This is a genomic window from Sporosarcina sp. FSL K6-1540, assembly GCF_038620285.1.
GTDB classification, from domain to species: domain Bacteria; phylum Bacillota; class Bacilli; order Bacillales_A; family Planococcaceae; genus Sporosarcina; species Sporosarcina psychrophila.
In genome coordinates this window covers 2,936,458-2,958,810 of the sequence record NZ_CP152018.1, presented here as the reverse complement: position 1 = coordinate 2,958,810, position 22,353 = coordinate 2,936,458, and the positions used below count along the sequence as shown (strand labels likewise).

The following is a 22,353-nucleotide window of genomic DNA, read 5'->3' as shown; positions in this document are numbered from 1 at the left end:
ATAGAAGACCCCATTGAAAAGCGTCGCGAAAAGTTCTATCCTTTTCGCAACGCTTTTCCTTATTTTCCATCTTCGGACTTCATATCTACGTGAAGACTTCCATCTGTTTGAACCTCGGCATAAAATACATGTTCTACATTGCCAATACCCTGTTTTTTCAATTGCTCGTACAACCATTCTTGCGTCAAATTTAGCTCCGTTAAATTCTTAGGTGTAATTTTCCCTTCCGCTATTACTTCAGTCGGTATATATTTAGGCACCTGTGCAGGAGCATTTACATCTTTTTTCGTTGCGGCCTCTTGCCCTGCTTTTTTTAAGACACTTAACTGTCCATTTGTTTCAAGTATCGCATAATGAACATCTTTAATTGAAAAAATACTTTGTTCACGCAGCATCATACTTAAGTCATTTAGATGGAGACGCAACTTCTTCAAGGAAGCTTCAACTATTTTCCCTTCATATACAACGATAGTAGGCTGATCATCAAGAATTATCCGTGCCTTTTTAGATTTAAATGCAATGTAGCTCATGAGCATCGTCAGGAATGTCCACCAAATCATTGCTATGAGTCCATCCAAAAGTGGAGTTTTGGATACTCCCGCGATTTCTCCCGCTATGGAGCCTATCGTAATACCGGTTACGTAATGGAAAAACGTCAGTTGAGAAATTTGTTTTTTCCCCATAAATCGTGCAAGTATAAGGAGGACAAAAAATGTAACCGTCACCCTCATAATCATTTCCCAAAAGTCCACTTCAAAAAAGTCATCCAAAGTTCACACCTCCGCTTTACAGAGAGTGTTCCACTGTTGCGCATTGCCTATACATGTAAATGACTAGGCGTTTACTTGTAAAAAAAAGAGAGCTCCGCCTATAGCCATCTGCGAATGACTTTTTGGACAGCTCTCTCTATTTTTATATCGCCTGTATTTTGTTCTTCTTCAATATTCCCGCAAGTAAACCTGTAACCATGGCCCCAGCGACTATCGCCAATGCATATAGCAATACTTTTCCAATACCACCATCGACAAGCCCCATAACGAAGACGCCACCATGCGGTGCACGTAACCCAATATCAAATAGCATTGTAAGCCCACCAGTCAATGCAGCTCCAGCTACCGATGCTGGAATAACACGTGCCGGGTCTGCCGCCGCAAACGGAATGACACCCTCCGTTATAAAACAAGCCCCAAGGACATAAGCCGTTTTCCCCGCTTCACGCTCTTGTTTTGTAAATCGTTTTTTGAACAATGTCGTGGCAATTGCCATGCCTAGTGGCGGTACCATCCCCGCTGCCATAACCGTCGCAATGAATCCGAAGTTCTGTGCATCGAGCATCGCAATACCGAATGTGTATGCGGCTTTATTAATCGGCCCACCCATGTCAATTGCCATCATCGCACCTAATAATATACCGACTAGTACCTGGTTTGTTCCACCAAGCCCTTCTAAAAATACTGACATACCCGTATATAATTTAGTCAAAGGAGGATTGATCATCATCATAATGAGTCCAGTAATCGCAATACCGAACACTGGATAGAACAACACCGGTTTTAATCCTTCAAGTGCATCGGGTAATGCCGCAAATGCTTTTTTAACAAGAACTGTTACATACCCTGCTAGGAAACCGGCAATGATTCCGCCTAGAAATCCAGAGCCCCCGCTGACACCGTCAACACCTGTAACCGTAATCGCGATTAATCCACCGACCATACCTGGAGCAAATCCGGGGCGGTCCGCGATACTCGACGCGATGAATCCTGCTAATACAGGAACCATCAAGAAGAATGCATTTCCACCGCCTATTGTATTTAGCATTGCTGCGAATGCATTGTAATCTGCACTATTCGGATCACTTGAATTTATACCCCAGAAGAACGATAATGCAATTAAAATTCCGCCACCAACAACAAACGGTAGCATATTGGACACACCATTCATTAAATGTTTATAAAAACCGTTTTTGGTTTCGGAAGTGTCACTATCCTCTTTAGACTTATCATGTTTGTATATTGGTGCGTCTTTAATGATTGCACGATTCAACAATTCTTCCGTTTCATAGATTGCCTTGCCGACTTTCGTCTGTATGACCGGCTTACCGCTAAACCGAGCCATTTCAACTTTGGTATCTGCGGCAACAATAATGGCATCCGCTTCCGCAATATCCGCGTCTGTCAAACGGTTTTTCACGCCAGACGAACCGTTCGTTTCCACTTTCAATGAAATGCCCATTTCTTTCGCTTTGTCAGTTAGTTTTTGTGCCGCCATGTAGGTATGCGCTATTCCCGTTGGACACGCAGTAACAGCAAGTATTTTCGATGTAGGTGAAAGTGATGATTTTGATTCATCTATCTCTTCAGGTCCTTCCAACTCGATTTCCTTGTCATTGACCGCTTGTAGAATTTCATTTTTTGACGTAGCATTTAGAATTTTTTCTCTAAAGTTTGAATCCATCAAAAATGTAGCTAGTCTTGATAGCGCTTCCAAATGGTCGTTATTTGCTCCTTCGCTCGCAGCAATCATGAAAAACAGATGAGCCGGCTGGCCGTCCAGCGATGCGTAGTCGATACCTGGTAAAGAACGTCCAAATGCGATTCCCGGCACCTTAACAGCTGCTGATTTCGCATGTGGAATCGCAATTCCATCGCCGATTCCCGTCGTCCCTTGCTCTTCTCGGGCCAAAATATCTTGTGTAAATGCCCCTGTATTATTCAAATTTCCTGTACGATCGAACTGATTTATCAGTTCTGTCAATACATCCTGTTTAGATGTAGCTTTCACATCCAAAATAATTGTAGCTTCAGTTAATAATTGTGTGATTTTCATCATTTCACATCCCCCTTATCTAATGAACTAATCAATACTTGGTCCAGCAATGCTAGTACATCTTTTTTCTCACAAAGATCCACTCTAAAAGCTGTTGCACTTCCGCTTGCAACACCCGATCGGAATGCCTTAACTGGATCCCCCTCTTTCGTGAAGGATGCAAGAAACCCGGATACAAGTGAATCACCAGCCCCCACCGTATTCACAACTTTCCCTTTTGGCGCTTCCGCAAAAACAGCAACCTCTTTCGTAACGAGCAGTGCCCCTTCCCCCCCCATGGAAACGATGACATGTTCGACGCCTTTTTCAATAAGTTTCTTAGCGTAATGGTGTGCTTGCTGTTTGTTTTCTATTACCGTATCGAATAATTCACCAAGCTCCTGTTCGTTTGGTTTAATAAGAAATGGCTTCATGTCAATCAATCCTTTTAATGCAGGACCCGATGTATCAAGAACGAAATGTACGCCATTGTCATTGCAGATAGTTGCGATATCCTCGAAAAAAGTTTTCGCTATTGATTCAGGAAGACGGCCTGCAAGAACGAACCAATCACCTTTTTCCATGTTCTGCACTTTCGCCATCAATTGCTGTTGCTGTTCTAGTGTTATATCAGGACCAGGACCATTTAACTCTGTTTCTTTATCGGCTTTGATTTTCACATTGATGCGCGTAATTTCTTCAGTTTGGATAAAGTCCGTATGAACCCCTTCTGACTGTAGAGATTGTTGAATATAGTCACCTGTGAACCCACCTACAAAACCTAAAGCGATGTTGCTAACTTCTAATCGGCTTAACACACGTGACACGTTTATTCCCTTTCCTCCGGGATAGTAATATACATCTTTAGAACGGTTCAGTTTACCGCTCCTGAATTCGGGTAAATAGGTAGTATAATCAAGCGAGGGTGTGATTGTGCACGTATAAATCATGATTTCCCCACCTTTACTGTTGTTTTTTGCTCCAATAAGTTGATAGCTTGTTTTTCGAAATCACTTACTATCAATACGGCTTTATCGAGTGGCATAATAGTAGCAAAACTTACTTTGTTATATTTTGAATGATCCGTCACGACATATGTTTTTCTCGAGAGTGTAGAAGCAAGCCTTTTAACAGCGGCTTCTTCTGGATCTGGCGTTGTATAGCCGATTTCCAAATGGAATCCGTTGACGCCAAGAAAGCATTTGTCAAACTGATAGTCGCCAAGCGTCTGGATTGTTTGAGGTCCCACAAGGGCACGCGTGCGGGATTTTATATAGCCACCCGTCAAATAAGTCGTTATTTCGTATTCCATCAATGAATCAACATGTGTCAATCCATTCGTCACAACGGTCACTTTTTTATTCTTTAAATAAGGAATCATCTGCAAAGTGGTAGTCCCTGCATCAAGAAAAATACAATCCCCATCTTGGACAAAAGAAGCGGCATAAGTAGCAAGCTGAATCTTCTCTTGAAGGTTTTTGGATGCTTTATCCGAAATACTAAGTTCTTTTGTGATTCGCTCGCTTATTGTAGCGCCTCCATGGATACGATCCAATTTATTTAAGTCTTCGAGATCGTTCAAATCCCTGCGAATTGTTGACTCTGACGCGGATGTCGCATCGACTAACTCTTGAATTTTAACTGTCTTTTTCTCAGTCAATAAATTCAAAATCAATTCATATCGTTCATTTGTCAACATATGAACACCACCTCTAATTAGCTGTAAACTCATATTACTTGAAATCCCTTTCATAATCAATCATAATCTTCCATAGTCAGTCACCGACTTTTATAATACAGTAATTGATACTAACAATTAGGAGGAATACACATTGATAGAAAAACAATACACCATTTTAGGTACTGCTGGTTTACATGCCCGTCCAACATCCGCTCTCGTTAGTGCGGTTAGTTCTTTCAAATCGGATATTACACTGGAATACGTCGGTAAAAAAGTAAATCTGAAATCCATTTTAGGTGTTATGTCACTTGGAGTAGCTTCAGGCACTACCATTACAATTGCGGCGGATGGTGAAGATGAAGCGGATGCAATTGCAAAAGTCGATGCAATTATGGAATCCGAAGGCCTTGGAAAGTAATAACAATCTCGAGTTGTGATAGTAGCAAAAGATCTCTAATCAATTTCATGAACATAAGCGCAATCGCCCGTTCAATCCCTCCCGGTGGACCTATAGGTTAGAAGCGACAGAGGAAGGCAACCTTAGGATCGCGATATCCTTTTCAATAGCTGCATGACCCACGTCTCCAGGGGCTAGGCGCTGGAGTCTAGACGTAAAATCACTAAGTTACAACTTATCCACAGTACGAGATTTCATAATTTCCTAAACATCAAAAAAAGAACAGCCACGAATGGTATCAGTTACCATTCGTGGCTGTTCACATATAGTTTCATTAATCTAGTTTCACTCTGAGGACTGCACCTGTATTCGCATCAATTTTAACTTCATACTTATGACCTTCTGCCGTTCTTACGTCAATTTCATATACCAGCATTCCATCGTCGTAATCTAATTCCGCTTTTACGACCTGGCCTGGAACCCGCTCTAATGCAATGGCCATCGCCTGATTTATTGTAATCCTCCGGTATTGTGGGTTCTGATAATGTTCATGCCAATGTTGGTTTTGATTTTGTCGATTCTGATTCGTCACCCAATCTCCTCCAATTCGATTATCCCGTTGTCCTTAACATTCTATTCAAGGATGGCTAATATGTGCTGAATCCCTAAGCCCATAACTGAAAAGACAATTAAGCAGTTCCTAGGTATATGATTTGCACTTGAGGCTTGCTTAATTGTAATGATGTTTTCCATCATTAAATAGCCATACCTTTCAATCAACGTTCTCCTCTTTTTCTTCCTGCTTTTGGCTCAACATAAAACGTGCCGAAACTGGATCCGATCTGGTCAATAATTTGGATAGATACGAAGACGTCATGCTGTAACTACCTTCTATTTTCCCTGATAAAAAGTTGGTTCGCTCGTATAGGACTGAGCGTAGATAATCCAGTTGCCTTATCACTTTCCCTAGCAATCCTTCTTGGTTGTCCAGCCTGCTGATCACGTCTTTTTGTATATCTTCTTGTTTCAACATTTGCTCTGACAACAGCTTTTGATAATCTAATTGTTCATTCATTTTGACTACAATTTCCTCATTTGCAGAAGTCAGCATTTCTATACTATTGACAATTTCTTCATTTGACTGGCTGACCTCATTCACTTTCCCGATGAATTCTCGATTCATTATTCGCTCATGTATCAACGTACGTTGTAACATTTCGTTTTTAGTTTCTACTTTTTTTAACGACTTCATAACATCTTTTCCAAACTTTTCATGTCGGAAATCACTTTCCTTGATTTCATTCAAACGATTATGGATTGATTTCAATTGATTGGATTGTGTGTTTTTCTGTTGCTTTAGTAAGGTTTCCATGATATTGAACTGTTCACCAACCGAATGAGACGCTTCCCTATGTTCCTTCATCCATTCCGCTATCGGATCTATTTTATAGTGTTCTTGGTTCCTCCCTAAAATGTCTGCATTATTTTTAAAAACATCCGGGTGCCCATTTTTGTTAATAAACAACCCCATCTCACTTACCCCCTCGTCGTATTAGCTTATGCAATTCACGACAAAAGGGTCATTGAGTCACGTCTGATGAGTAACCACTTTCTTTAAAAAAGCACCTATACGCCAGGAATCTAGAGTTTTTTGCAAAATAGTAAGCAGTCATTTTCTGGTTTGGTTAATTGCAGACCTGTTGATTAACCAAAACTAACCAGTGAATAACATAATTACCTTCCGGGCGCTACTTGTATAGTTGCATTTTTGGATTGCTTCGGATTGAATGACTTCTATTCAATTAGCGGGATGTCTGGATGCAAAAGTACTTGTAGTGCTTATGCTTTTTTTGATGAAAGAATAGCTGACATCCAAGTCGGAGAAAAGCCGCCAAAGATGCAATTTTGGCGGCTGAAGCTTTCTATATGGTTTTTTCTTTTTTTAGTAAAGAAGTGGCACTTGCTATAAGGTATCACATGATTAGATGTATAATCTTTGCTAAAAGTAAGAAAGGATCGCATTGTACATCGTCTAAGAGTGCCCGAAATTGCATCTTCGGGCACTTACACCCTTCATAGAATGTCATCTATTCTATTCTTCCAAAACAACTGCATTTTCCACTTGAATAGTGTAGGAACGCGACAGGCAACTATTCGCAATAGTATTACTAAAAAGAGTGTGGCTAGAAGTGACGGAGTCACTTCTAGCCACACTCGGACCCCTCAGTAAATCTGTCATGAATAGTTAGTCGAAAGCGGGCCGAAAATAATGCAGTGAAAATGAAGGTCATCAAGCCCTACTCACCAGTATTTTATGCAAATAAATGGTTAATCTACAGACGTGGTTTAATTGATACATTTGTCATTAACTAGTTATTCCCATTCATAAGGTGTTTCTTGATACACATAATAATTTAGCCAGTTGGAGAAGAGTAGATGCGTATGGGAACGCCATGTATTCAACGGCTCTTTGCTTGGATCATCATTCGGAAAATAATTTTCCGGGATATCAATACCGACTCCTTTTTGCAAATCACGTGCATATTCCTCCGCCAACGTATCCGCATCGTATTCCAAATGACCTGTGATCATAATATGTTTATTATCTTTAGAAATGACGATGAATGCCCCTGCATCCTCTGATTTAGCAAGCAAGTGTAGACGGGGATCATTTTTTATTTCCTCAGTTGAAACGGATGTATAACGTGAATGCGGTGCTTTAAATTCGTCATTAAAACCACGTGCAAGATTAATCGTTGGGTCGGATAGTCGATGCGTAAAAACGCCTGAGCATTTTTTCGGCAATTCAAATTTCCCGATTCCATAATGGTGATAGAGTGCTGCTTGGGCACCCCAACAAATATGTAAAACAGAGGTTACATTTTCTTTTGACCATTCCATAATCTCCGTTATTTCTTTCCAGTAATTAACGTCTTCAAATTCTAAATGCTCAATCGGGGCACCCGTAATAATCAGTCCATCGAAACGACGATGTTTCACATGTTCAAATGTTGTATAAAATGCGTTTAAATGCGTTTTACTAACGTTTTTAGAATCATGAGTTGCTGTGTTCAAAAATGTAACATTTACTTGTAGCGGTGTATTCCCTAATAGACGTAGCAGCTGCAACTCTGTTCTTTCTTTTTCAGGCATTAAGTTTAAAATGGCGATGTTCATAGGCCGTATATCTTGGGACGTTGCGCGTTCTTCATCCATCACAAATATTTTTTCCTTCTTCAATAGTTCTCCTGCTGGTAATTGTTTCGGTACATTGATCGGCATGTGTCGTCTCTCCCTTTTCACTTTGGTTTGAATCAAATGATTCAATATAAAAAACCCTCTTTTCTATAAGACAAGAAAAGAGGGTTTAATTTGGGCACTCTGTTCTTATCTCTCAAGAAAAAATCTTGTTGGAGGTAGCACCTTCCTGACTAAGTCAGAGGTTGCTGAAGCTTCACAGGGCCATATCCCTCAGCTTCTCTTGATAAGAATATTCAATTATTTACTATTATACTATTAAAACTACTATTGTAAACCGTCTTTTTTGACGATAATAATCAAAAGAAACATTTTTATTTTAATTTCCACATTAATTCAGCATGAAAACTGCTGAATAATATTTCTTTAGAAAGCCATATTAACGTGGCACTGAAAAAATGAAAGGAGTTGTTACTATGGGAAGAGATGACAATAAAACTGGCGGAAATAATGCACGGTCTTTACCACAAACGCCGAAAAACCAAAAAATAAAACCGGGCGACATGAATGAAGAAATAGCCCGCGAGTTTGCTGAACTCCGTTCCCTGAAACCAAAACGCGAACGAATGAACTCAAATGAAAAGAAGAGAAAATGATTACCTTTGTCATGAACAGTAACTAAAACACTCCCCGCACTGGTATTATCTTGGTGCGGGGCACTTTTTTCAGCCTACATCAGATACTTGCTTCAATTCTTTGGTCATCCGCTCGACCAAGTCAGATCTTCCGTGAAATTGGGCCGGTGTATTTTGGAAAAGTTTTATTTTCCATCCATCCTTTTCTTTTACTGCAATCAGTGTTTGATGAGCATTCAAATTTGGGTCAAGTTCTGTTCCGCCCGGAGGTATCATCCCGACGATTGCACGCAACATCGCAACTTCAGCACTCAGAAAGTACACATCTTTAACGACATTGATAAATGGAGGTGTTGGATGATCTACAAATATCGGTTCTAAATGTGCAAAAATAGTATTTCGCCCAATTTCTTGACTTCCGTCAAATCCAATCAATTCGCCTTGCTCTGTAAATTGATCAGCCATGCTCTTAGCATCGCGATTATTCCATGCAAGAATTAAGTTATAATAAAGGGTTTTGATTTCAATTAATTCAGATGCTTCCATATCTAATTCCTCCCGTCATTTTTCCTTCATCCGAGATAATCGCTCGGGATGCTACCTTCCTTTTCTACTTCCACATTCCATGCGATAATTGTCGTACTGTCTCGTACATTTTGTCTTTCGATTTCCATCAATAACTGCGAAATCCCTTTATCAAGTTCTTTTTCATTCAGCACGGCAACGAGATCTGACGGATCCAAAAAAGGTTCCCCCGGGCATTCCACTAAACCATCAGTCGTCAAAAAAATAAGATTGTTCCCTTTTCTCATTTCCCTTGTCCCTGACGTGTAGCATGGTACTGCTTGCTCAAACGTATTCACTTGACCAATCCATTCAAAGAATTGCCTTTGGTTAAGTTGAAACTGATTTAGGGCAATTAATTCCGAATGGAACAGATATACTAAACAATCTCCAACCGAAAACCACCAAACGTAATTAGCTTTCCTGACAACGATAAGACAAGCCGTTTCTCCCATGGCACATCTGCATTCATTCAAAAATTGTTCAGATTGAAAAATTTCAAGTAACTTCATTTCCAAACGTTTAAATCGTGGAGGACCCTTCATATCTAAAATCTCCACCAATTTTTCTTTATGCTGCCCGAGTGTTTGTACAACAAGTTCCGCACTTTCAGCACTTTTATGTGCATCCAAAATAGCCGCTAATTCCCAATCCTCATTTTGCCAAATAACGCAGCCATCTTCATTCTTGGTTTGTCCCGCTGAAGAATTACCTCCAAATCTACCAACCGCTACACGATTAATCCATCGTACATCTCGTTCATCGACAAAGTCCTTTTCACTTCCAACCCAAGTAAGATTATTCATGAGCGCTCAATCAATCTATACGGTCTCACTTCATAACTTTCATAAACAATCGTATCGCTATTTCGAGCATCATCCACACTAGATGCAAATTGCGGGCGTTTTATCCAGTCTCCTACTTGCTCTTTATCAAAGTCAACAAATTGTACGTCAATCGTTTCAGGAGGTTGTGCAGCTGGTACGCCTGACATCGCTCTTCCACGAAAAACCATACAGATGACGCCTAACGTGATATCTTGATAAACTCCTGTCATATCACCAATTTCTGCGTGGATACCTGTTTCTTCTAGTACTTCCCGTTTAACCGCCTCTTTCAAGGTTTCACCAAGCTCAAGTCGCCCACCCGGCATTTCATATGTATCATTTCGGTGATTGTTCCGTACAAGTAATACATGTCCTTCCTCATTTACAATGTAACCACTAACAGCTACGATTTGTGGGGATTGCCCGTAATTTCCCGTTGAAGTGAAAAAATCTTCATTTGAAGAGATAAACAATGGAGCTAACGATTTCCGATAGTTTTGTGCTTCAACATGCATTTCCGATGCCCGGATGCCACCGTCCACTGTTTCATAATGAGCCCTATTATCGTATGCCCACATTGCCATTATCTCCGTCTGTTCTTCATTGACCCACCGTCCAACCAGCTGCGCTCCATGCGTCAGCTGATTCGGAAGCAAAAAGGTATGGAAAAAGTGGGTAAACGTTTCGTACATCGCTGGTTCAACCGTGTACGTTTTTCTGCGATACAACATTCAATTATTCCCCCCGTACAAATTAATTTTCAGCGAGCCCTTTTCAATAACCAAACTAGGCCAAGTGTAAAAACAGCAACTAGTGTTAAAGTAAATTTGAGGTCAATGATTGGTTTAAACTTCACCTTCTCCGCATCTATCTCGTAAACACCCAAAGGTCTGACGGAGATATGTCCCCCGCCCCCTTCTCCTTGGGCACCTAAAGAGTTTCCTGTTTCACTAGAATAGCCGCCTCCCCCGCCAACAATATAATTAATCTTTGCTACCGGAAGGACTTTTCTGTTTTCAAAATTAATCGGTTCACCATAAATCAACGATACGTCTTGTTGCCGTGAAAACTTGTCAAATATCCGCGCAATAGGTGATAGGTAATTAGAAGATTTTTTAATTCCCATGTTTTCCCCACTCCCTTAATTTTTAGTTGTGATTAGGTTAGCTGTCGTTTTTTCAACGTAAAATAGTATCCATCTATTTTACGCTGATATTTCAATACCGAAATTGCACTTTAACCGTAGCGTTAATCGAAATCTGCCCCTGTTCAATCGGTGTGGAGCTAGTCATTTCTCTCGCAGCAAATGTTCGATATGCGATGGGTTCTGCTCTTAATTCTTCAACAATTTTAATTGGATGTGGATCAAGTTGCAGTTGCATTGTCTCAGCAATTGTTTGCGCCTTGGCTAATGCATTTTTAAGTGCAAGGCTCAATGCTTTTTGATAGTCCAATTGTTCATTTTCAACCTTGAACTGGATATTTGATATCCTGTTCGCTCCGTTTTGGACAGCCACGTCTATTACATTTCCAACTTGATCAATATCTGTAATTTTTACTGTAATCGCATTCGTAACTTCGTATCCTCTAAATACTTGTTCGCCTTCGATATAGTTGTATTGGGGAACTATAGTGTACGAAACCGTTTGTATATTCTCCCTGTCGATCCCCAATTTCAATAACGAATCGATGACTTGATTCATCTCATAAGCATTTTCCTTTTGTGCATGGTTCAATTGTTTGTTTTCAGTACTGACTTCCAACTGGATTTGAGCAATATCCGGTGTTAGTTTAAGACTCCCAATTCCTGTAACAGTCATAACCCGCGGTTGTCGGCAGGTCATTTGTTGGGCATAAGGATAATACATATGTCTCCACCTTTCCTGAGCATCATTACGCTACCTTAGATAGTATGCTGATTGTCTCGAAAAGATATTTACATTAGCACTTAACGTAGAATTGGACGACAGATTACTCAAGGACCACAGCAGTATCTGAAGACTATATGACTAATTTAGATACATCCACATCCACTTTTCGAGAACTTTAAAAACGTCGCTGTTCACTTTCTTACCGATTCCCTTCGAACTCAAAATTACAAAGACTGATTTCAAAAAGTTCTTTACCGTTCTTTGTACGTGATAGGCGTCAAGTGATCCTTTATTTTCAAGCATTTCAGTTTCTACCATTCCGGCAAGTTCTTCAATCCATACTTGTATAACCTTCTCAGCATCTTGATGCTTTATTAATGAAACTAGTATTATAGCTAAGCGTTCTTCCTCTTCATCCAAATAGTCAACTTGCCTTAACAAGGAATATTGAACTGCATGAAGAATTCGACTGATATCCTCTTTTTTCAGTAGAGGATGTTTTGCCAAGGCATCCAAGGTATCTGCGCCATGTGCGATGGCATGCGCCCATCCATTACCCTGGATAAAACCTCGAGTGTCTTTTTCTTCCCTCATATAGCGTATAACCTTGTTCACTGTATACTGAACAAGATCTGGATTTACTATTTGTTTCTCAATGTCATATTCAATAACTGCAGCAATGACGAGTGCAGAAAAAGAACGTGTAAATACTGAATCAGTTCCAGACTCGCCAATCCCGTAAAATAGATAGTCTTCCTGTAATACCACTTCAAGTAAAGACTGGAATTCTTCCGGATTTAATTGATTGGAAACAATCATTTTTCCGAAGCTTCGATAGATTAACTCGTCACGCAAAAAACCATCTGGATTTCCAATTTGCGTCAACATCTCTTGCCTAACTTCCTTCGATAGCTCTAGTATCTTATCTCCTAAATAACTTTCTAAAGTTGTTGCTAACATCACTATTCCCCCTAAACGATCATTTATCGTTGCCTTGTGTAAGGCAATTTGTCTATCCTAAGTTATTATCTTTTACATGAATTAGCGTAAATCGTTCGCAAACAAGGAGCATGTCCTCAGTGAACTCAAGTCCAACTTCTCGTAATTCACTCGTAAAGAATCTCACATGAGCCAATTTCCAATCTTCATATGACCCTTCCCCTTCAGCAAGCGCAAACTCTTCCGATACTTCGTTCATCGGTACAAGCGATACTGCAATGGTCTTAATGATTGCCACTGGTTTTTCATCGCTATTTAAAATAATGCTGTACTCATCTATTCTGGGTAATGGCTCGTTCTCCAGTTCATAAATTACATGACCTGAACATGTCGCAGTCTTTTCCCCATCAATTACAAGCTGTGCAAGCTCATCTGGCAAACTTCCAAACATCCATGCGTTGACAGAAGTAGGTTTCTCTTCGTTCTTCCAAAATTCGTCCCAATAAGTTTGTGCTGCTAAATTCATCTTGAAATCCCCTTTCGCTACTAAAAATTATAAATCTCCTATATGCCCAAGCTCTCCTCCCTAGATCGAGAGAACTTATTCATTTCAATAAGACCGTACTGGTGAAATTAGATGGAGGCAAGTGGAATCATTTTGCGGCTGAATGACAATCGGTTTCATCAAGCCATCAAAACGTATCGTGACATTTTCTTCTGGTATCCTTTTTAGTGCGTCAAGTACAAAACGACCATCAAATGACATTTGGATATCGTTCTGTCCTTCGATATGTATAATTTTTTGAAGCTCTTCAATCATCCCGACTTCTGTAGAATTGGAAGATATTTTGATAGTAGCATCATCCACAATCTCCAATTGGATGTTATTGTGTTTCCATTCAGTCGAAAATACACAAGCCCGATCCATTCCTTCTATTAATACTTGAGTATTCATGGTTATCAATGCCTTTGATTCAGTTGGCACCAAAGATCCAGTGTTAGGATAGACACCCTCAATTAACCTTGAATAAAGTGAACTCATAGCGGTCCCAAACACAATGAAATTATTCGTATAAGAAATCTCTACGATTGACGAATCCGCCTCTTTAAGATGCGTCAGTTCTGACAAACTTGTACTCGGAACTACAAATGATTCTGTTGTTTTAGATTCTATAGTCACTTCTCTACGTGCTAATCTATGTGAATCTGTTGCTGTACAAATGAGTTTGTTTTCTTCAAACTCCATCCTCACTCCAGTTAGTACCGGTTTAGCCTCACTTTTTGAAACAGCAAAAGCGGTTTGCTTTATAGCCTCCGTTAATTTCCCAAACGGTATTTCAATTTTAGTATTGCGATCCATCTCCGGAAGTTTTGGATAGTCATTCGCATTAAATCCATTTAGTTTTGTTTCAATATCCCCCGATTTTATCGTGATTGAATCATTGCGTCCTAATTTAATACAAATATCATTGGGGAGTTTTTTCACAACTCCGTTCAAATATTTCGATAAAACAACTACACTTCCAAATTCTTTGATATCCACGACCTTTTCTCCACTTTTTAGTAAAGGGATAGTTCTTTCAATAAAAATATCCGAATTGCTACCCGTAAGCTTAAGACCATACTCGTTGGCTTCTATTTTTATTCCAGAGAGTATTGGAATAACGCTTTTTGATGAAATAATTTTATTTATATCAGAAACTGCAGTCGTAAATGAAGCGTAGCTTACTGTAAATTCCATAAAAGCCCTCCTAGTCACTGTCCAAACTTATAATCTCAAGCTTGTTCCATACAACTTGCCAATTCTTTTTCTTAATCCTTTCTTCATAAATCTTCATCCGTTCTTTCTTATCACAAAAATAAGGGGTCGGTTTTACTCTCAAATTTACAACATCTTCTATACCATGAGTCGCTGTTAATATGACATTGTTTCCTTCATCCAATTTCACCCCCAAAGCTGTTGCCGTTTCAGGAAACCTTGAGATCGCATCAACAGACGAAGTATAGGGGATGACATTATTTACACTATGCATTCTTGCCTGATTTTTGACCGACCAAGGGATAGCAGGTAGAAGTCTTTTCAACACTTCCTCGTATTCCTTTTCCACACTTTTTTCACTATTTGTTCGATCATAATAGATGACATCAATATCTGGAATCGTCGTCCTTTCATTGAAACCGTGCTGCACATCCCAAATTTTAGATCGAACAAATCCGGCGCAGATCCACCAATCAGGTAAATTCAATGATTTGGCGCATTTCAATAGGTCCATCATCCACTTATCCTCTTGAATTAAAACAACAATTTCTCTTTCAGTTGTAATGACCATAAACTACTCCTCTTTCATTCACACTGCTCACATACTCGTACAAAAACCGTGGATCAAATCTTCATACTTACAAAAGACCTTTTCAACGAACATATTCACTTCTTTCGGTTCCACATTCCTATGTATTTGCAAATAGTCAGCCTTCAATCCTGTACTGCTTGCCATCATTACTTCTAGTCATGAAACGATAATCTATCAGAAATCGTCTTACTGTGGCAAAATCAGGATAAATCGTCGCCAATAGGTCATTTATTTCTTTTTCCACGTACATTCTATCAACTTCAAATTGCTTAATTATTTCTTGGGCAATAATGTACTTCCTCTTTTCTTTACTCGGAAATACGTCAAGCGGTCCTTGCAAACCTTGTTTGAAGTAATTTCCCAATACTTTTTCTCTTTCCACATCAGTGATTGTAAATCGTTCACCCAATTTAATCATTCCTTAATATATATTGAACAAATGAATACGGCTTATGCGCTTTAAAAGGGCTTTTGGGAGGCCACTGAAAAAGTCCCAATACTTAGAACTAATTAGATTTCCCGCCAATACCGCTTCGACGCTTTGTGGATGCCTCCCGCGATAAGCCAGAAAGAAGATCAGGGAGGGAATGAACTGCATCCCTCCTTCAGTCTTATCGCTCCGGCTATCACGAAGTCGTGCCGGAGCTGAATGGTCTATGTGAGAAAGAGCATTTCATTAACTGTGATGAAATCTGCAACCTGGAGTGCGTCTTTCTTGGATATAATTGGTATCAACTAGTAATCACATTAAAGTCTCGCCATATACATTTCAAACTCACATATCTCTCGATAATGAACAACCTAGCGTAGGCGCGGCGAAAGGCATCCCCAAAGCGCCAAGTGTTCTACAATCCACACCCCGAATTACAAGTCTCTCCTTAATTGAGCGCCACAGTAGATTCAATGGGATTCTTTAATTCATTATATAGATATTATTTTCATCCCCTTTTTATAGCAGTCTACCTACCAAGTTTTGTCGAGTTTATCAGCATAGAACTCAATTGCTCTTTTATATGATAAGATTTCACTATCATTTGTCGTGTAAGCTAGACTGGTTAGTAAAATCTCCATGGCTGCACGATGTTCACCAACATTGTACAATGTCATTGCATAGAAAGTTTTCATTGCATTGTTTTCCGGGAAGTTTTCAATTCCTTTTTCCAAAACTGTTTGCGATTTTTCATACTTGCCTAACGCACGATATGAACTACCTAATCCTATAAATGCGCCTATTGCATTTGTATCATCTAGGCCTAATTGGATGGCTTTTTCGTAATAAGGTACAGCATCTGCTTCTAACCCAAGAACATCGAAACTCCATGCATATTGATAATTAACTAGTGCATCTTCTGGGCATTCCAATACTAATTTTGAGAGTAAGACATTTGACTTCTCAAATTCCCCTTCACTTCTTAACTGAATTGCTTCTTCTAACTTCACCATTATACTTCTCCTGTCTCCTGAAATAATTAAAAAGATGTTTGCAAAAAATGAATAATCCCAATAAATGACCGAACTAATCTGTTACTTCGTTTTTCCCCTGTAATTAGCTATATCATCCCATCCATATGCGACTTCACTCAACTTCTTTCCTGTAATTTCGATTTCTTCAGTGTCAACCTTCTTTCCACCTAACATTTCATAGAAGCGGCAAGCCGGGTTCTCTTCTATCGCCCATATAAGCATCGAGTTCAAATTCTTATTTTTTAAATCATCCACAACAGACTGAACGAGTAATCGACCAATTCCTTTTCCTTGGTATTCTCTCAAGATATAAATCGCATATAATTCCCCTGTAAATGCCTCGTATTTCCCGGTGCGCTCTTTTCCACCTGTAGAAAATCCGATAACTTGACCATTTTCATTTTCTGCTATGTATATGTTATTTTCTTTTATCCCTTTTTTCCAAATCAGCTCGCGTTGCTCGTAAGAAAGGTTATCTAAAAAAGGATCCGGCACAATTCCTTTATATGTCGTCCTCCAACTATCCACATGGACTTTTGCAATTCCTGTTACATCCTCTACCTCTGCTTTTCGGATTAATATCTCACTCACCCCTTTCAACGTTGTAACAGTACTGAAACAACAGGTCAACATTTTTCAAAAAATCATTTCGGACGTGCTTCATAGGGATGGATTTGACCTATTATCCCCATTTCTTCATCTGCCCCAATCTGTTTAATAACTCCGTTCGCAATTTCAGCATGTGTAAGCCAACGTGAGCCACTTTCTTCCATTACAAATCCTAAATAGACTCTCCGATAGTTGCACTTGCTTGGAATACGGATAGGCTCATCTTCGAAATACCGCCGACTTCCCTTTACATGGAACAGACTAAACGGTGTGTCCCCTGGGTTCATCTCACAAATCCGCTCTAGTACACTGTAATTCGATGTCCAGCTAATAATTAGATCAAACGAGCCACGTTCCAGAATCGCTTTTTTAATTTCGTCATATACATCATCTGTATTATAATCAGCTATAAGTGGGAATATAGAATTTGGCGAACTTTCTACTTGCAATCGTTTAAACTTCGACAATGTACGCCCAATGACAGAAACAGAATAACCTTCACGTGCAAGATGAAGACAAACTTCGGCAAGCATACCCGTTCCGCCAATGATTAAAGCATGATTATTACTTTTCATACACTTACCTCTTTTCTGAAGACAAGACAATTGATTTATTCAACATATTCTTGGCCATGTAATAGGCACTTACTGAAAAAAGTTGTGTAATTTTTTGTTCTTGAATCATTTCTTCGATTAAATCAAAAGAAATGAGTTTCACCTCAATCTCCTCAGTTTCATCCAATTCCTGCTCACATTCTTTGAATGCATCCAAAATTAGAAAGGTAACAATCCTATTTGTTTGAGTAGCCGGATTTATCATAAACTCACCAAGTTTTATCGGTTTCGTCGTCGAAATAAAACCCGTCTCTTCGCGTAACTCCCTCAAAATCCCCTCCTCATGTGACTCTCCCTCTTCAATTTTCCCGGCAGGAATTTCTAAATAAAATCCTTCACCAGGATGACGGTATTGTTCTACGAATACGACCCGTTTATCTTCCGTTAATACAATTGCATTTACCCAATCTTCATACTCATGGACAAAATAATCTTCAATGATTGCCCCGTTCGGAAGCTGACACATGTCTTTCCTCAAATTTCCAAAAGGAGTTTTAAAGTGATATTCTGACTTAATCGTTTTCCATTTCTCCACAGTAAATCCCTCAATTCTTCCGTGACATGGCGGCGATATATTTCCCTATACAAACACTACGAAAGTTAACCAGGTGCAGAAATGATTCGGAATCACTTCTACACCTGGTATTGAATTTATTCCAGTAGACTGAGGGATACCTCAATTACAACTTCATCAAATGTGTCGTCTCAGAAGCAGTGTCATCCAGTTCAAATCCGTTTGCCCTATAAAAAGCATCTGCTTTTGAAGATTCTGTCCGCACTGTCACTTCTTTAAATGCATCGCGTGAATGGTCAACAATTTCTTTCAGTAAAAGAGATCCTACACCTTGCCGCCTAGCATCATCTAATACATAAAATCGCTGCAAACGTGCAACTTGTGTATCTTCGGAAAAAGGTGATTGGTTTACTCCACCTATCGCTACTACCTCACCCTCTTCATTTTGAACAGCTAACAATGCTTCACCCGGTTTGTTGAACGTATTTGTTCCATCCTCATAATCATTGACTAGTCGTGTTAAAAATCGGTACCCTTCCGTTTCGCTTTCTTTCACTAAATGAGAGATATCAATTGCCTTTAAATCCTCAACTTGCTCCACTTTGTAAGTCATTTCTATTCCCCCTATCAATTGAATGATTGCAACATACAGTCTATTTCGACAAATGGGGTAGAAAAACCTTTATAATAAACAAAAATGACCTGTTGCGAATTATTCGCAACAGGTCATTTCCAACAATTTCATTTCATATTATCTTCATCAAATTGTGCTTTAGAAAAACCGCGGCCAAGTATCTCCGACGCATTCAAGAAGATGACAAATGAGGTTGGTTCTTGTGTTTGAAGTAATTTTTTAAAGTAGACAGCTTCCGATTGTTCAACGACACATAAAATCATTGTTTTTTCTTGATTGGAATACCCGCCTATTGTTTTAATCTTCGTTAATCCGCGATTAATATCATTTTTTATAATGGCTTGGACTTTCTCTTCTTTATCCGTAATAATGAGAACCAATTTGGTCGGCGACGTTTGCAACTGAACAAAGTCAATCACCTTACTCGTAACGTAAATTGCTATCATCGCGTAAAGAGCAAGTTCAAAGTTAAAGACAAATGCCGATGTGACTACAACTAATCCATCTACAAGCAACTGTGAAAAACCACTCGAAAGGCCCGTATATTTCTTAACCAATTGAGCGATTAAAGCAGTACCACCTGTCGAACCGTTAGCCCTGTATACAATACCGAGACCTACACCAAGCATAATCCCACCGTAAATCGCACTTAATAATGGGTTTTCTACTGCAAGCTTAATGTCCGTTGTGAGCCAGATGACAAACGGAACAAAAAATGTCCCAACTAACGTTTTCATACTGAATTCCTTGCCGACAAGCAAGACCCCAAGTATTAGTAGTGGAATATTAATGAGCCATTGAACGTAAGCTGGATTGAATTGGAAGAGTTCATATAATATTGTACTAATCCCTGAAACGCCACCTGCTGCTAGCCTGGACGGTAAAAGGAAAATATTGAAGGCTAGACCAACGAGTGCAGCCCCAAAGATGATCTGTATATATTCAAATAAGACCGTTTTTCTAAATTTTTGTATTGCCATTTTTTTCTCCCTCTCTTTTACCCTTTCCATTCTAACAAAAAACGAGCTAGAACATCATTTTTTTTAAACCAACTTCAATTATAGATAATAACTGAATGCTTCATAGCCAAAATAGAATGATAAAAGCGATAGAAGACTGAACACGATGCTCTCTACCTTGCTTCCGGTTCTTGTCGTCAATGGAAAGCGAACTGTCATGCTAAGTGGGAAAAGCAGTTTGATTCCGTTTTTCGTCGCCATATCTAATATGTAATGACTCACCATCCCCGCTAAAAGTCCTGCCTTCACAGCCTCATTTGGAGTAAAGGCATTCATTAACGTCGCGATAATCACCAAGAACAATAAACTGTGTGTAAATGTACGATGACCGAATAGCATATTGATAAGTTTCGATAACAACTTAAATTTTCTTCCGATTTTACTACCACTGTGACAAATGTCAGGAAGTAACGCGCCAATTATCCCCGCTCCAAGCATTATAATCGGATCATGATTTGTAAATTGTGCATAAGCAAGACTTGCTGCAATGCCGCCTACGATGTGTGTTTTCCCTGTCATGCTTATTCTCCTTTTTCAGCTAAATTCATTTCTTAACTAGTTTGAACTCATCTTCATTAAAGCAAAAAGATTCGATATGTTTCAATTTCCAAATTTCCACCATTCTAATTCTCTTCTTGGCCACTAAAGCGTATGTATGAGTCCATTTGCGCAAAATAGTTACTGCTCCGTTTACATCGCTATTCATAAAGATATAAGTTCCAGCTCTATAGAGTTCTCGAACACTCGTCTTCCACTGAAAACGGGTTTTTCTCCTTTCAACCCTATCTTCATTATACCAAACGAACGTTCTTTTTAATATAGTTTCTACATATTTATTCCATAATAAAAACCAAGAATACACACAGCTAAAGTCACAAGTGTTTTTAGTTTGTTCATAAACGTTGTTGCACTGCATGGATCAGAAATCATTCAAATATTTCTTAATGGATTCCAACAATTTCATTTGAAAATATCAAGCCGATGATGTACACTATATTTACAAGCTGCGTTGTGCGTATAAATATTAAGTTTTAACCCTTAAGCTGTAATCGGGAGTTTTACCTAGATACAGGAATGGCATACCCAGTTCTTTCGATAACTGGGGCATACAGGATTGTTTCTGCGAACACCCACTTTGAGAAGTGGTGGTTTAAAACTTTCTAAGACCATACGGCAAAGGCGGCTGTTATTTTAATAATTTAAATGAAACTGGTTTCCATTGGAAGCTGGTTTTTTTATTATACATTTGAAGGGGGCGGACATCATTCTCAAACGATTGGTGGTCACGGGTTATAAACCCCATGAACTCGGCATATTCGATGACAAGCATCCAGGCGTCCGTTTTATAAAAAAAGCATTAGAAAAACGACTAGTCGCCTTACTGGACGACGGGTTGGAATGGGTAATTATAAGCGGTCAACTAGGAATTGAAGCATGGGCAGCCGAGGTCGTAATTGATTTGAAAAAAGAATATACCGATTTGAAATATGCCGTTATTACTCCCTTTACAGATCAGGAGAAAAATTGGAACGATATGAAAAAGGAAAAGTATCATTCTCTCATCGCTAAAGCAGACTATCATACGAGTCTTACGAAGAGACCCTATGAAGCTCCGTGGCAATTTATCGAAAAAGATAAGTTCTTCATGCGCAATTCTGATGGAATACTCATTGTTTACGATGAGGAAAATGATGGCTCTCCAAAATTTGTTAAAAGGTCCGCGGAAAAACATGCGGAACGTTCCGATTATCAAGTTCTCACAATCAGCGCGGACGACTTGCAAGTAATTGCAGAAGAAGAACAAATGGATGAATGGCAATAAGGTTTCCGATTCCTTGACACTTCTTGTGCTACATGGTATGATAGTTCCGTTAACAATAAGGTAATGCTTAAGATTTGAATATCTGGCATTCTACGTACTGTTTTTGAGAATACTTATTCACACTGGCGCGACTAAAGGGTCGCAAGGACGTAAAAGTAGGCAGGGTTTATGTTGCTTAAGTTAGAAAGCACCCAGTGGAACAATGACCGCGGCTCTGAAAGCTTATCCTTTCTATGGAAATTATTCCCCGAATAATCGGGATGAAAAATTAAATTCAAAAGTATAGTGTTACCTGACAAAACAAAGGGATGTTCCTCAATCGAGGACATCCCTTTTCCAATTTCATTTACTAATCGGGTTTATAATTGCGTTGCTGTTATACACATATTACAATAGCATGAAAAGGATG

At 39.3% G+C, this 22,353-nt stretch carries 27 protein-coding genes, 1 other RNA gene and 1 riboswitch; of the genes, 4 read left to right on the top strand and 24 right to left on the bottom strand.

Annotation, left to right across the window (positions count from 1 at the left end):
- Nucleotides 1-59: 59 nt before the first annotated feature.
- The 4 genes from MKY15_RS14000 to MKY15_RS13985 all read right to left on the bottom strand — a co-directional run bounded on the left by MKY15_RS14000 (nucleotide 60) and on the right by MKY15_RS13985 (nucleotide 4,504).
- Nucleotides 60-770 carry a DUF421 domain-containing protein gene (locus MKY15_RS14000; protein ID WP_338653124.1) on the bottom strand — a complete coding sequence of 237 codons (711 nt, stop codon included), beginning with the start codon at nucleotides 768-770 and terminating at the stop codon, nucleotides 60-62.
- 142 nt (nucleotides 771-912) lie between these two features.
- On the bottom strand, nucleotides 913-2,826 hold the full coding sequence (locus MKY15_RS13995) for a fructose-specific PTS transporter subunit EIIC (RefSeq protein ID WP_342539759.1): 1,914 nt from the start codon (nucleotides 2,824-2,826) through the stop codon (nucleotides 913-915).
- Nucleotides 2,826-3,755: a 1-phosphofructokinase gene (gene pfkB, locus MKY15_RS13990; RefSeq protein ID WP_067207036.1), complete on the bottom strand. Its 930-nt coding sequence runs from the start codon at nucleotides 3,753-3,755 to the stop codon at nucleotides 2,826-2,828. Before pfkB ends, MKY15_RS13995 begins: the two co-directional genes overlap by 1 nt.
- Nucleotides 3,752-4,504, bottom strand: coding sequence for a DeoR/GlpR family DNA-binding transcription regulator (locus MKY15_RS13985; RefSeq protein WP_067213873.1), 753 nt, complete (start codon nucleotides 4,502-4,504; stop codon nucleotides 3,752-3,754). The genes pfkB and MKY15_RS13985 overlap by 4 nt, the downstream gene beginning before the upstream one ends.
- 133 nt (nucleotides 4,505-4,637) lie before the next feature.
- Between MKY15_RS13985 and MKY15_RS13980 the strand changes: the two genes are divergently transcribed.
- Nucleotides 4,638-4,904 (top strand): phosphocarrier protein HPr, encoded by a 267-nt coding sequence (locus tag MKY15_RS13980; RefSeq protein ID WP_067207033.1) that lies wholly within the window; start codon nucleotides 4,638-4,640, stop codon nucleotides 4,902-4,904.
- Nucleotides 4,905-5,217: 313 nt separating this feature from the next.
- Here the strand turns inward: MKY15_RS13980 and MKY15_RS13975 are convergent, their stop codons facing one another.
- The 3 genes from MKY15_RS13975 to metA form a co-directional block, all read right to left on the bottom strand.
- Nucleotides 5,218-5,475, bottom strand: a complete 258-nt coding sequence (locus MKY15_RS13975; protein ID WP_222618008.1) for a PepSY domain-containing protein — start codon at nucleotides 5,473-5,475, stop codon at nucleotides 5,218-5,220.
- A 180-nt stretch (nucleotides 5,476-5,655) separates the two neighbouring features.
- Nucleotides 5,656-6,414 (bottom strand): hypothetical protein, encoded by a 759-nt coding sequence (locus tag MKY15_RS13970; protein WP_338653127.1) that lies wholly within the window; start codon nucleotides 6,412-6,414, stop codon nucleotides 5,656-5,658.
- Nucleotides 6,415-7,256: 842 nt separating this feature from the next.
- Nucleotides 7,257-8,165 (bottom strand): homoserine O-succinyltransferase, encoded by a 909-nt coding sequence (metA, locus tag MKY15_RS13965; RefSeq protein ID WP_067207023.1) that lies wholly within the window; start codon nucleotides 8,163-8,165, stop codon nucleotides 7,257-7,259.
- A 102-nt stretch (nucleotides 8,166-8,267) separates the two neighbouring features.
- A riboswitch (SAM riboswitch) is annotated at nucleotides 8,268-8,374 on the bottom strand.
- Between the two features lie 183 nt (nucleotides 8,375-8,557).
- On the opposite strand from metA, the gene MKY15_RS13960 reads away from it, so the two are divergent.
- Entirely contained in the window at nucleotides 8,558-8,737 is a 180-nt protein-coding gene (locus MKY15_RS13960; protein WP_067207021.1) for a hypothetical protein, read from the top strand.
- A gap of 69 nt (nucleotides 8,738-8,806) precedes the next feature.
- Here the strand turns inward: MKY15_RS13960 and MKY15_RS13955 are convergent, their stop codons facing one another.
- The 17 genes from MKY15_RS13955 to MKY15_RS13875 form a co-directional block, all read right to left on the bottom strand.
- Nucleotides 8,807-9,262, bottom strand: a complete 456-nt coding sequence (locus MKY15_RS13955) for an SgcJ/EcaC family oxidoreductase (protein ID WP_340741705.1) — start codon at nucleotides 9,260-9,262, stop codon at nucleotides 8,807-8,809.
- Between the two features lie 26 nt (nucleotides 9,263-9,288).
- Nucleotides 9,289-10,086 (bottom strand): protein phosphatase 2C domain-containing protein, encoded by a 798-nt coding sequence (locus tag MKY15_RS13950; RefSeq protein ID WP_338653132.1) that lies wholly within the window; start codon nucleotides 10,084-10,086, stop codon nucleotides 9,289-9,291.
- A complete protein-coding gene (locus tag MKY15_RS13945) occupies nucleotides 10,083-10,838 on the bottom strand; it encodes an NUDIX hydrolase (protein ID WP_342537799.1) in 756 nt (251 codons plus the stop codon). Before MKY15_RS13945 ends, MKY15_RS13950 begins: the two co-directional genes overlap by 4 nt.
- 29 nt (nucleotides 10,839-10,867) lie before the next feature.
- The gene (locus MKY15_RS13940) at nucleotides 10,868-11,233 is read right to left on the bottom strand and encodes a hypothetical protein (protein ID WP_340741703.1); all 366 of its coding nucleotides are present in this window, start codon (nucleotides 11,231-11,233) and stop codon (nucleotides 10,868-10,870) included.
- Between the two features lie 91 nt (nucleotides 11,234-11,324).
- Nucleotides 11,325-11,975, bottom strand: coding sequence for an SIMPL domain-containing protein (locus MKY15_RS13935; protein WP_342537796.1), 651 nt, complete (start codon nucleotides 11,973-11,975; stop codon nucleotides 11,325-11,327).
- 141 nt (nucleotides 11,976-12,116) lie between these two features.
- Nucleotides 12,117-12,938 (bottom strand): DUF2785 domain-containing protein, encoded by an 822-nt coding sequence (locus tag MKY15_RS13930; protein ID WP_338653136.1) that lies wholly within the window; start codon nucleotides 12,936-12,938, stop codon nucleotides 12,117-12,119.
- A gap of 52 nt (nucleotides 12,939-12,990) precedes the next feature.
- The gene (locus MKY15_RS13925) at nucleotides 12,991-13,443 is read right to left on the bottom strand and encodes an ASCH domain-containing protein (RefSeq protein WP_338653137.1); all 453 of its coding nucleotides are present in this window, start codon (nucleotides 13,441-13,443) and stop codon (nucleotides 12,991-12,993) included.
- Nucleotides 13,444-13,527: 84 nt separating this feature from the next.
- Complete coding sequence (gene dnaN, locus MKY15_RS13920; protein WP_338653138.1) at nucleotides 13,528-14,658, bottom strand: DNA polymerase III subunit beta; 1,131 nt, start codon at nucleotides 14,656-14,658, stop codon at nucleotides 13,528-13,530.
- Between the two features lie 10 nt (nucleotides 14,659-14,668).
- The gene (locus MKY15_RS13915) at nucleotides 14,669-15,247 is read right to left on the bottom strand and encodes a nucleotidyltransferase family protein (protein ID WP_342537795.1); all 579 of its coding nucleotides are present in this window, start codon (nucleotides 15,245-15,247) and stop codon (nucleotides 14,669-14,671) included.
- A gap of 136 nt (nucleotides 15,248-15,383) precedes the next feature.
- Nucleotides 15,384-15,677 carry a DUF2087 domain-containing protein gene (locus tag MKY15_RS13910; protein ID WP_231885781.1) on the bottom strand — a complete coding sequence of 98 codons (294 nt, stop codon included), beginning with the start codon at nucleotides 15,675-15,677 and terminating at the stop codon, nucleotides 15,384-15,386.
- Between the two features lie 554 nt (nucleotides 15,678-16,231).
- Nucleotides 16,232-16,714: a tetratricopeptide repeat protein gene (locus tag MKY15_RS13905; RefSeq protein ID WP_342539757.1), complete on the bottom strand. Its 483-nt coding sequence runs from the start codon at nucleotides 16,712-16,714 to the stop codon at nucleotides 16,232-16,234.
- 78 nt (nucleotides 16,715-16,792) lie between these two features.
- On the bottom strand, nucleotides 16,793-17,323 hold the full coding sequence (locus MKY15_RS13900; protein ID WP_342537793.1) for a GNAT family N-acetyltransferase: 531 nt from the start codon (nucleotides 17,321-17,323) through the stop codon (nucleotides 16,793-16,795).
- 53 nt (nucleotides 17,324-17,376) lie between these two features.
- Complete coding sequence (locus MKY15_RS13895) at nucleotides 17,377-17,916, bottom strand: short-chain dehydrogenase (RefSeq protein ID WP_342537792.1); 540 nt, start codon at nucleotides 17,914-17,916, stop codon at nucleotides 17,377-17,379.
- A 4-nt stretch (nucleotides 17,917-17,920) separates the two neighbouring features.
- Nucleotides 17,921-18,490 carry an NUDIX hydrolase gene (locus MKY15_RS13890; protein WP_338653141.1) on the bottom strand — a complete coding sequence of 190 codons (570 nt, stop codon included), beginning with the start codon at nucleotides 18,488-18,490 and terminating at the stop codon, nucleotides 17,921-17,923.
- A gap of 145 nt (nucleotides 18,491-18,635) precedes the next feature.
- Nucleotides 18,636-19,082, bottom strand: a complete 447-nt coding sequence (locus tag MKY15_RS13885; RefSeq protein ID WP_338653142.1) for a GNAT family N-acetyltransferase — start codon at nucleotides 19,080-19,082, stop codon at nucleotides 18,636-18,638.
- Between the two features lie 128 nt (nucleotides 19,083-19,210).
- Entirely contained in the window at nucleotides 19,211-20,083 is an 873-nt protein-coding gene (locus MKY15_RS13880; RefSeq protein WP_067206981.1) for a YitT family protein, read from the bottom strand.
- Nucleotides 20,084-20,161: 78 nt separating this feature from the next.
- Entirely contained in the window at nucleotides 20,162-20,641 is a 480-nt protein-coding gene (locus MKY15_RS13875) for a metal-dependent hydrolase (protein WP_067206979.1), read from the bottom strand.
- 479 nt (nucleotides 20,642-21,120) lie between these two features.
- Here MKY15_RS13875 and ssrS point away from each other — a divergent pair.
- Both ssrS and MKY15_RS13865 read left to right on the top strand, forming a co-directional pair.
- Nucleotides 21,121-21,312, top strand: a non-coding RNA gene (gene ssrS, locus MKY15_RS13870) — 6S RNA.
- 74 nt (nucleotides 21,313-21,386) lie between these two features.
- A complete protein-coding gene (locus tag MKY15_RS13865; RefSeq protein WP_067213872.1) occupies nucleotides 21,387-21,944 on the top strand; it encodes a DUF1273 domain-containing protein in 558 nt (185 codons plus the stop codon).
- Nucleotides 21,945-22,353 lie beyond the last annotated feature (409 nt).

Bases quoted from the DNA above. Each gene is read 5' to 3' on its own strand.
- MKY15_RS13995 (WP_342539759.1), bottom strand. From the start codon at position 2,826: ATGAAAATCACACAATTATTAACTGAAGCTACAATTATTTTGGATGTG.
- pfkB (WP_067207036.1), bottom strand. From the start codon at position 3,755: ATGATTTATACGTGCACAATCACACCCTCGCTTGATTATACTACCTAT.
- MKY15_RS13985 (WP_067213873.1), bottom strand. From the start codon at position 4,504: ATGTTGACAAATGAACGATATGAATTGATTTTGAATTTATTGACTGAG.
- MKY15_RS13970 (WP_338653127.1), bottom strand. From the start codon at position 6,414: ATGGGGTTGTTTATTAACAAAAATGGGCACCCGGATGTTTTTAAAAAT.
- metA (WP_067207023.1), bottom strand. From the start codon at position 8,165: ATGCCGATCAATGTACCGAAACAATTACCAGCAGGAGAACTATTGAAG.
- MKY15_RS13960 (WP_067207021.1), top strand. From the start codon at position 8,558: ATGGGAAGAGATGACAATAAAACTGGCGGAAATAATGCACGGTCTTTA.
- MKY15_RS13955 (WP_340741705.1), bottom strand. From the start codon at position 9,262: ATGGAAGCATCTGAATTAATTGAAATCAAAACCCTTTATTATAACTTA.
- MKY15_RS13950 (WP_338653132.1), bottom strand. From the start codon at position 10,086: ATGAATAATCTTACTTGGGTTGGAAGTGAAAAGGACTTTGTCGATGAA.
- MKY15_RS13945 (WP_342537799.1), bottom strand. From the start codon at position 10,838: ATGTTGTATCGCAGAAAAACGTACACGGTTGAACCAGCGATGTACGAA.
- MKY15_RS13940 (WP_340741703.1), bottom strand. From the start codon at position 11,233: ATGGGAATTAAAAAATCTTCTAATTACCTATCACCTATTGCGCGGATA.
- MKY15_RS13935 (WP_342537796.1), bottom strand. From the start codon at position 11,975: ATGTATTATCCTTATGCCCAACAAATGACCTGCCGACAACCGCGGGTT.
- MKY15_RS13930 (WP_338653136.1), bottom strand. From the start codon at position 12,938: ATGTTAGCAACAACTTTAGAAAGTTATTTAGGAGATAAGATACTAGAG.
- MKY15_RS13925 (WP_338653137.1), bottom strand. From the start codon at position 13,443: ATGAATTTAGCAGCACAAACTTATTGGGACGAATTTTGGAAGAACGAA.
- dnaN (WP_338653138.1), bottom strand. From the start codon at position 14,658: ATGGAATTTACAGTAAGCTACGCTTCATTTACGACTGCAGTTTCTGAT.
- MKY15_RS13915 (WP_342537795.1), bottom strand. From the start codon at position 15,247: ATGGTCATTACAACTGAAAGAGAAATTGTTGTTTTAATTCAAGAGGAT.
- MKY15_RS13895 (WP_342537792.1), bottom strand. From the start codon at position 17,916: ATGAAAAGTAATAATCATGCTTTAATCATTGGCGGAACGGGTATGCTT.
- MKY15_RS13885 (WP_338653142.1), bottom strand. From the start codon at position 19,082: ATGACTTACAAAGTGGAGCAAGTTGAGGATTTAAAGGCAATTGATATC.
- MKY15_RS13880 (WP_067206981.1), bottom strand. From the start codon at position 20,083: ATGGCAATACAAAAATTTAGAAAAACGGTCTTATTTGAATATATACAG.
- MKY15_RS13875 (WP_067206979.1), bottom strand. From the start codon at position 20,641: ATGACAGGGAAAACACACATCGTAGGCGGCATTGCAGCAAGTCTTGCT.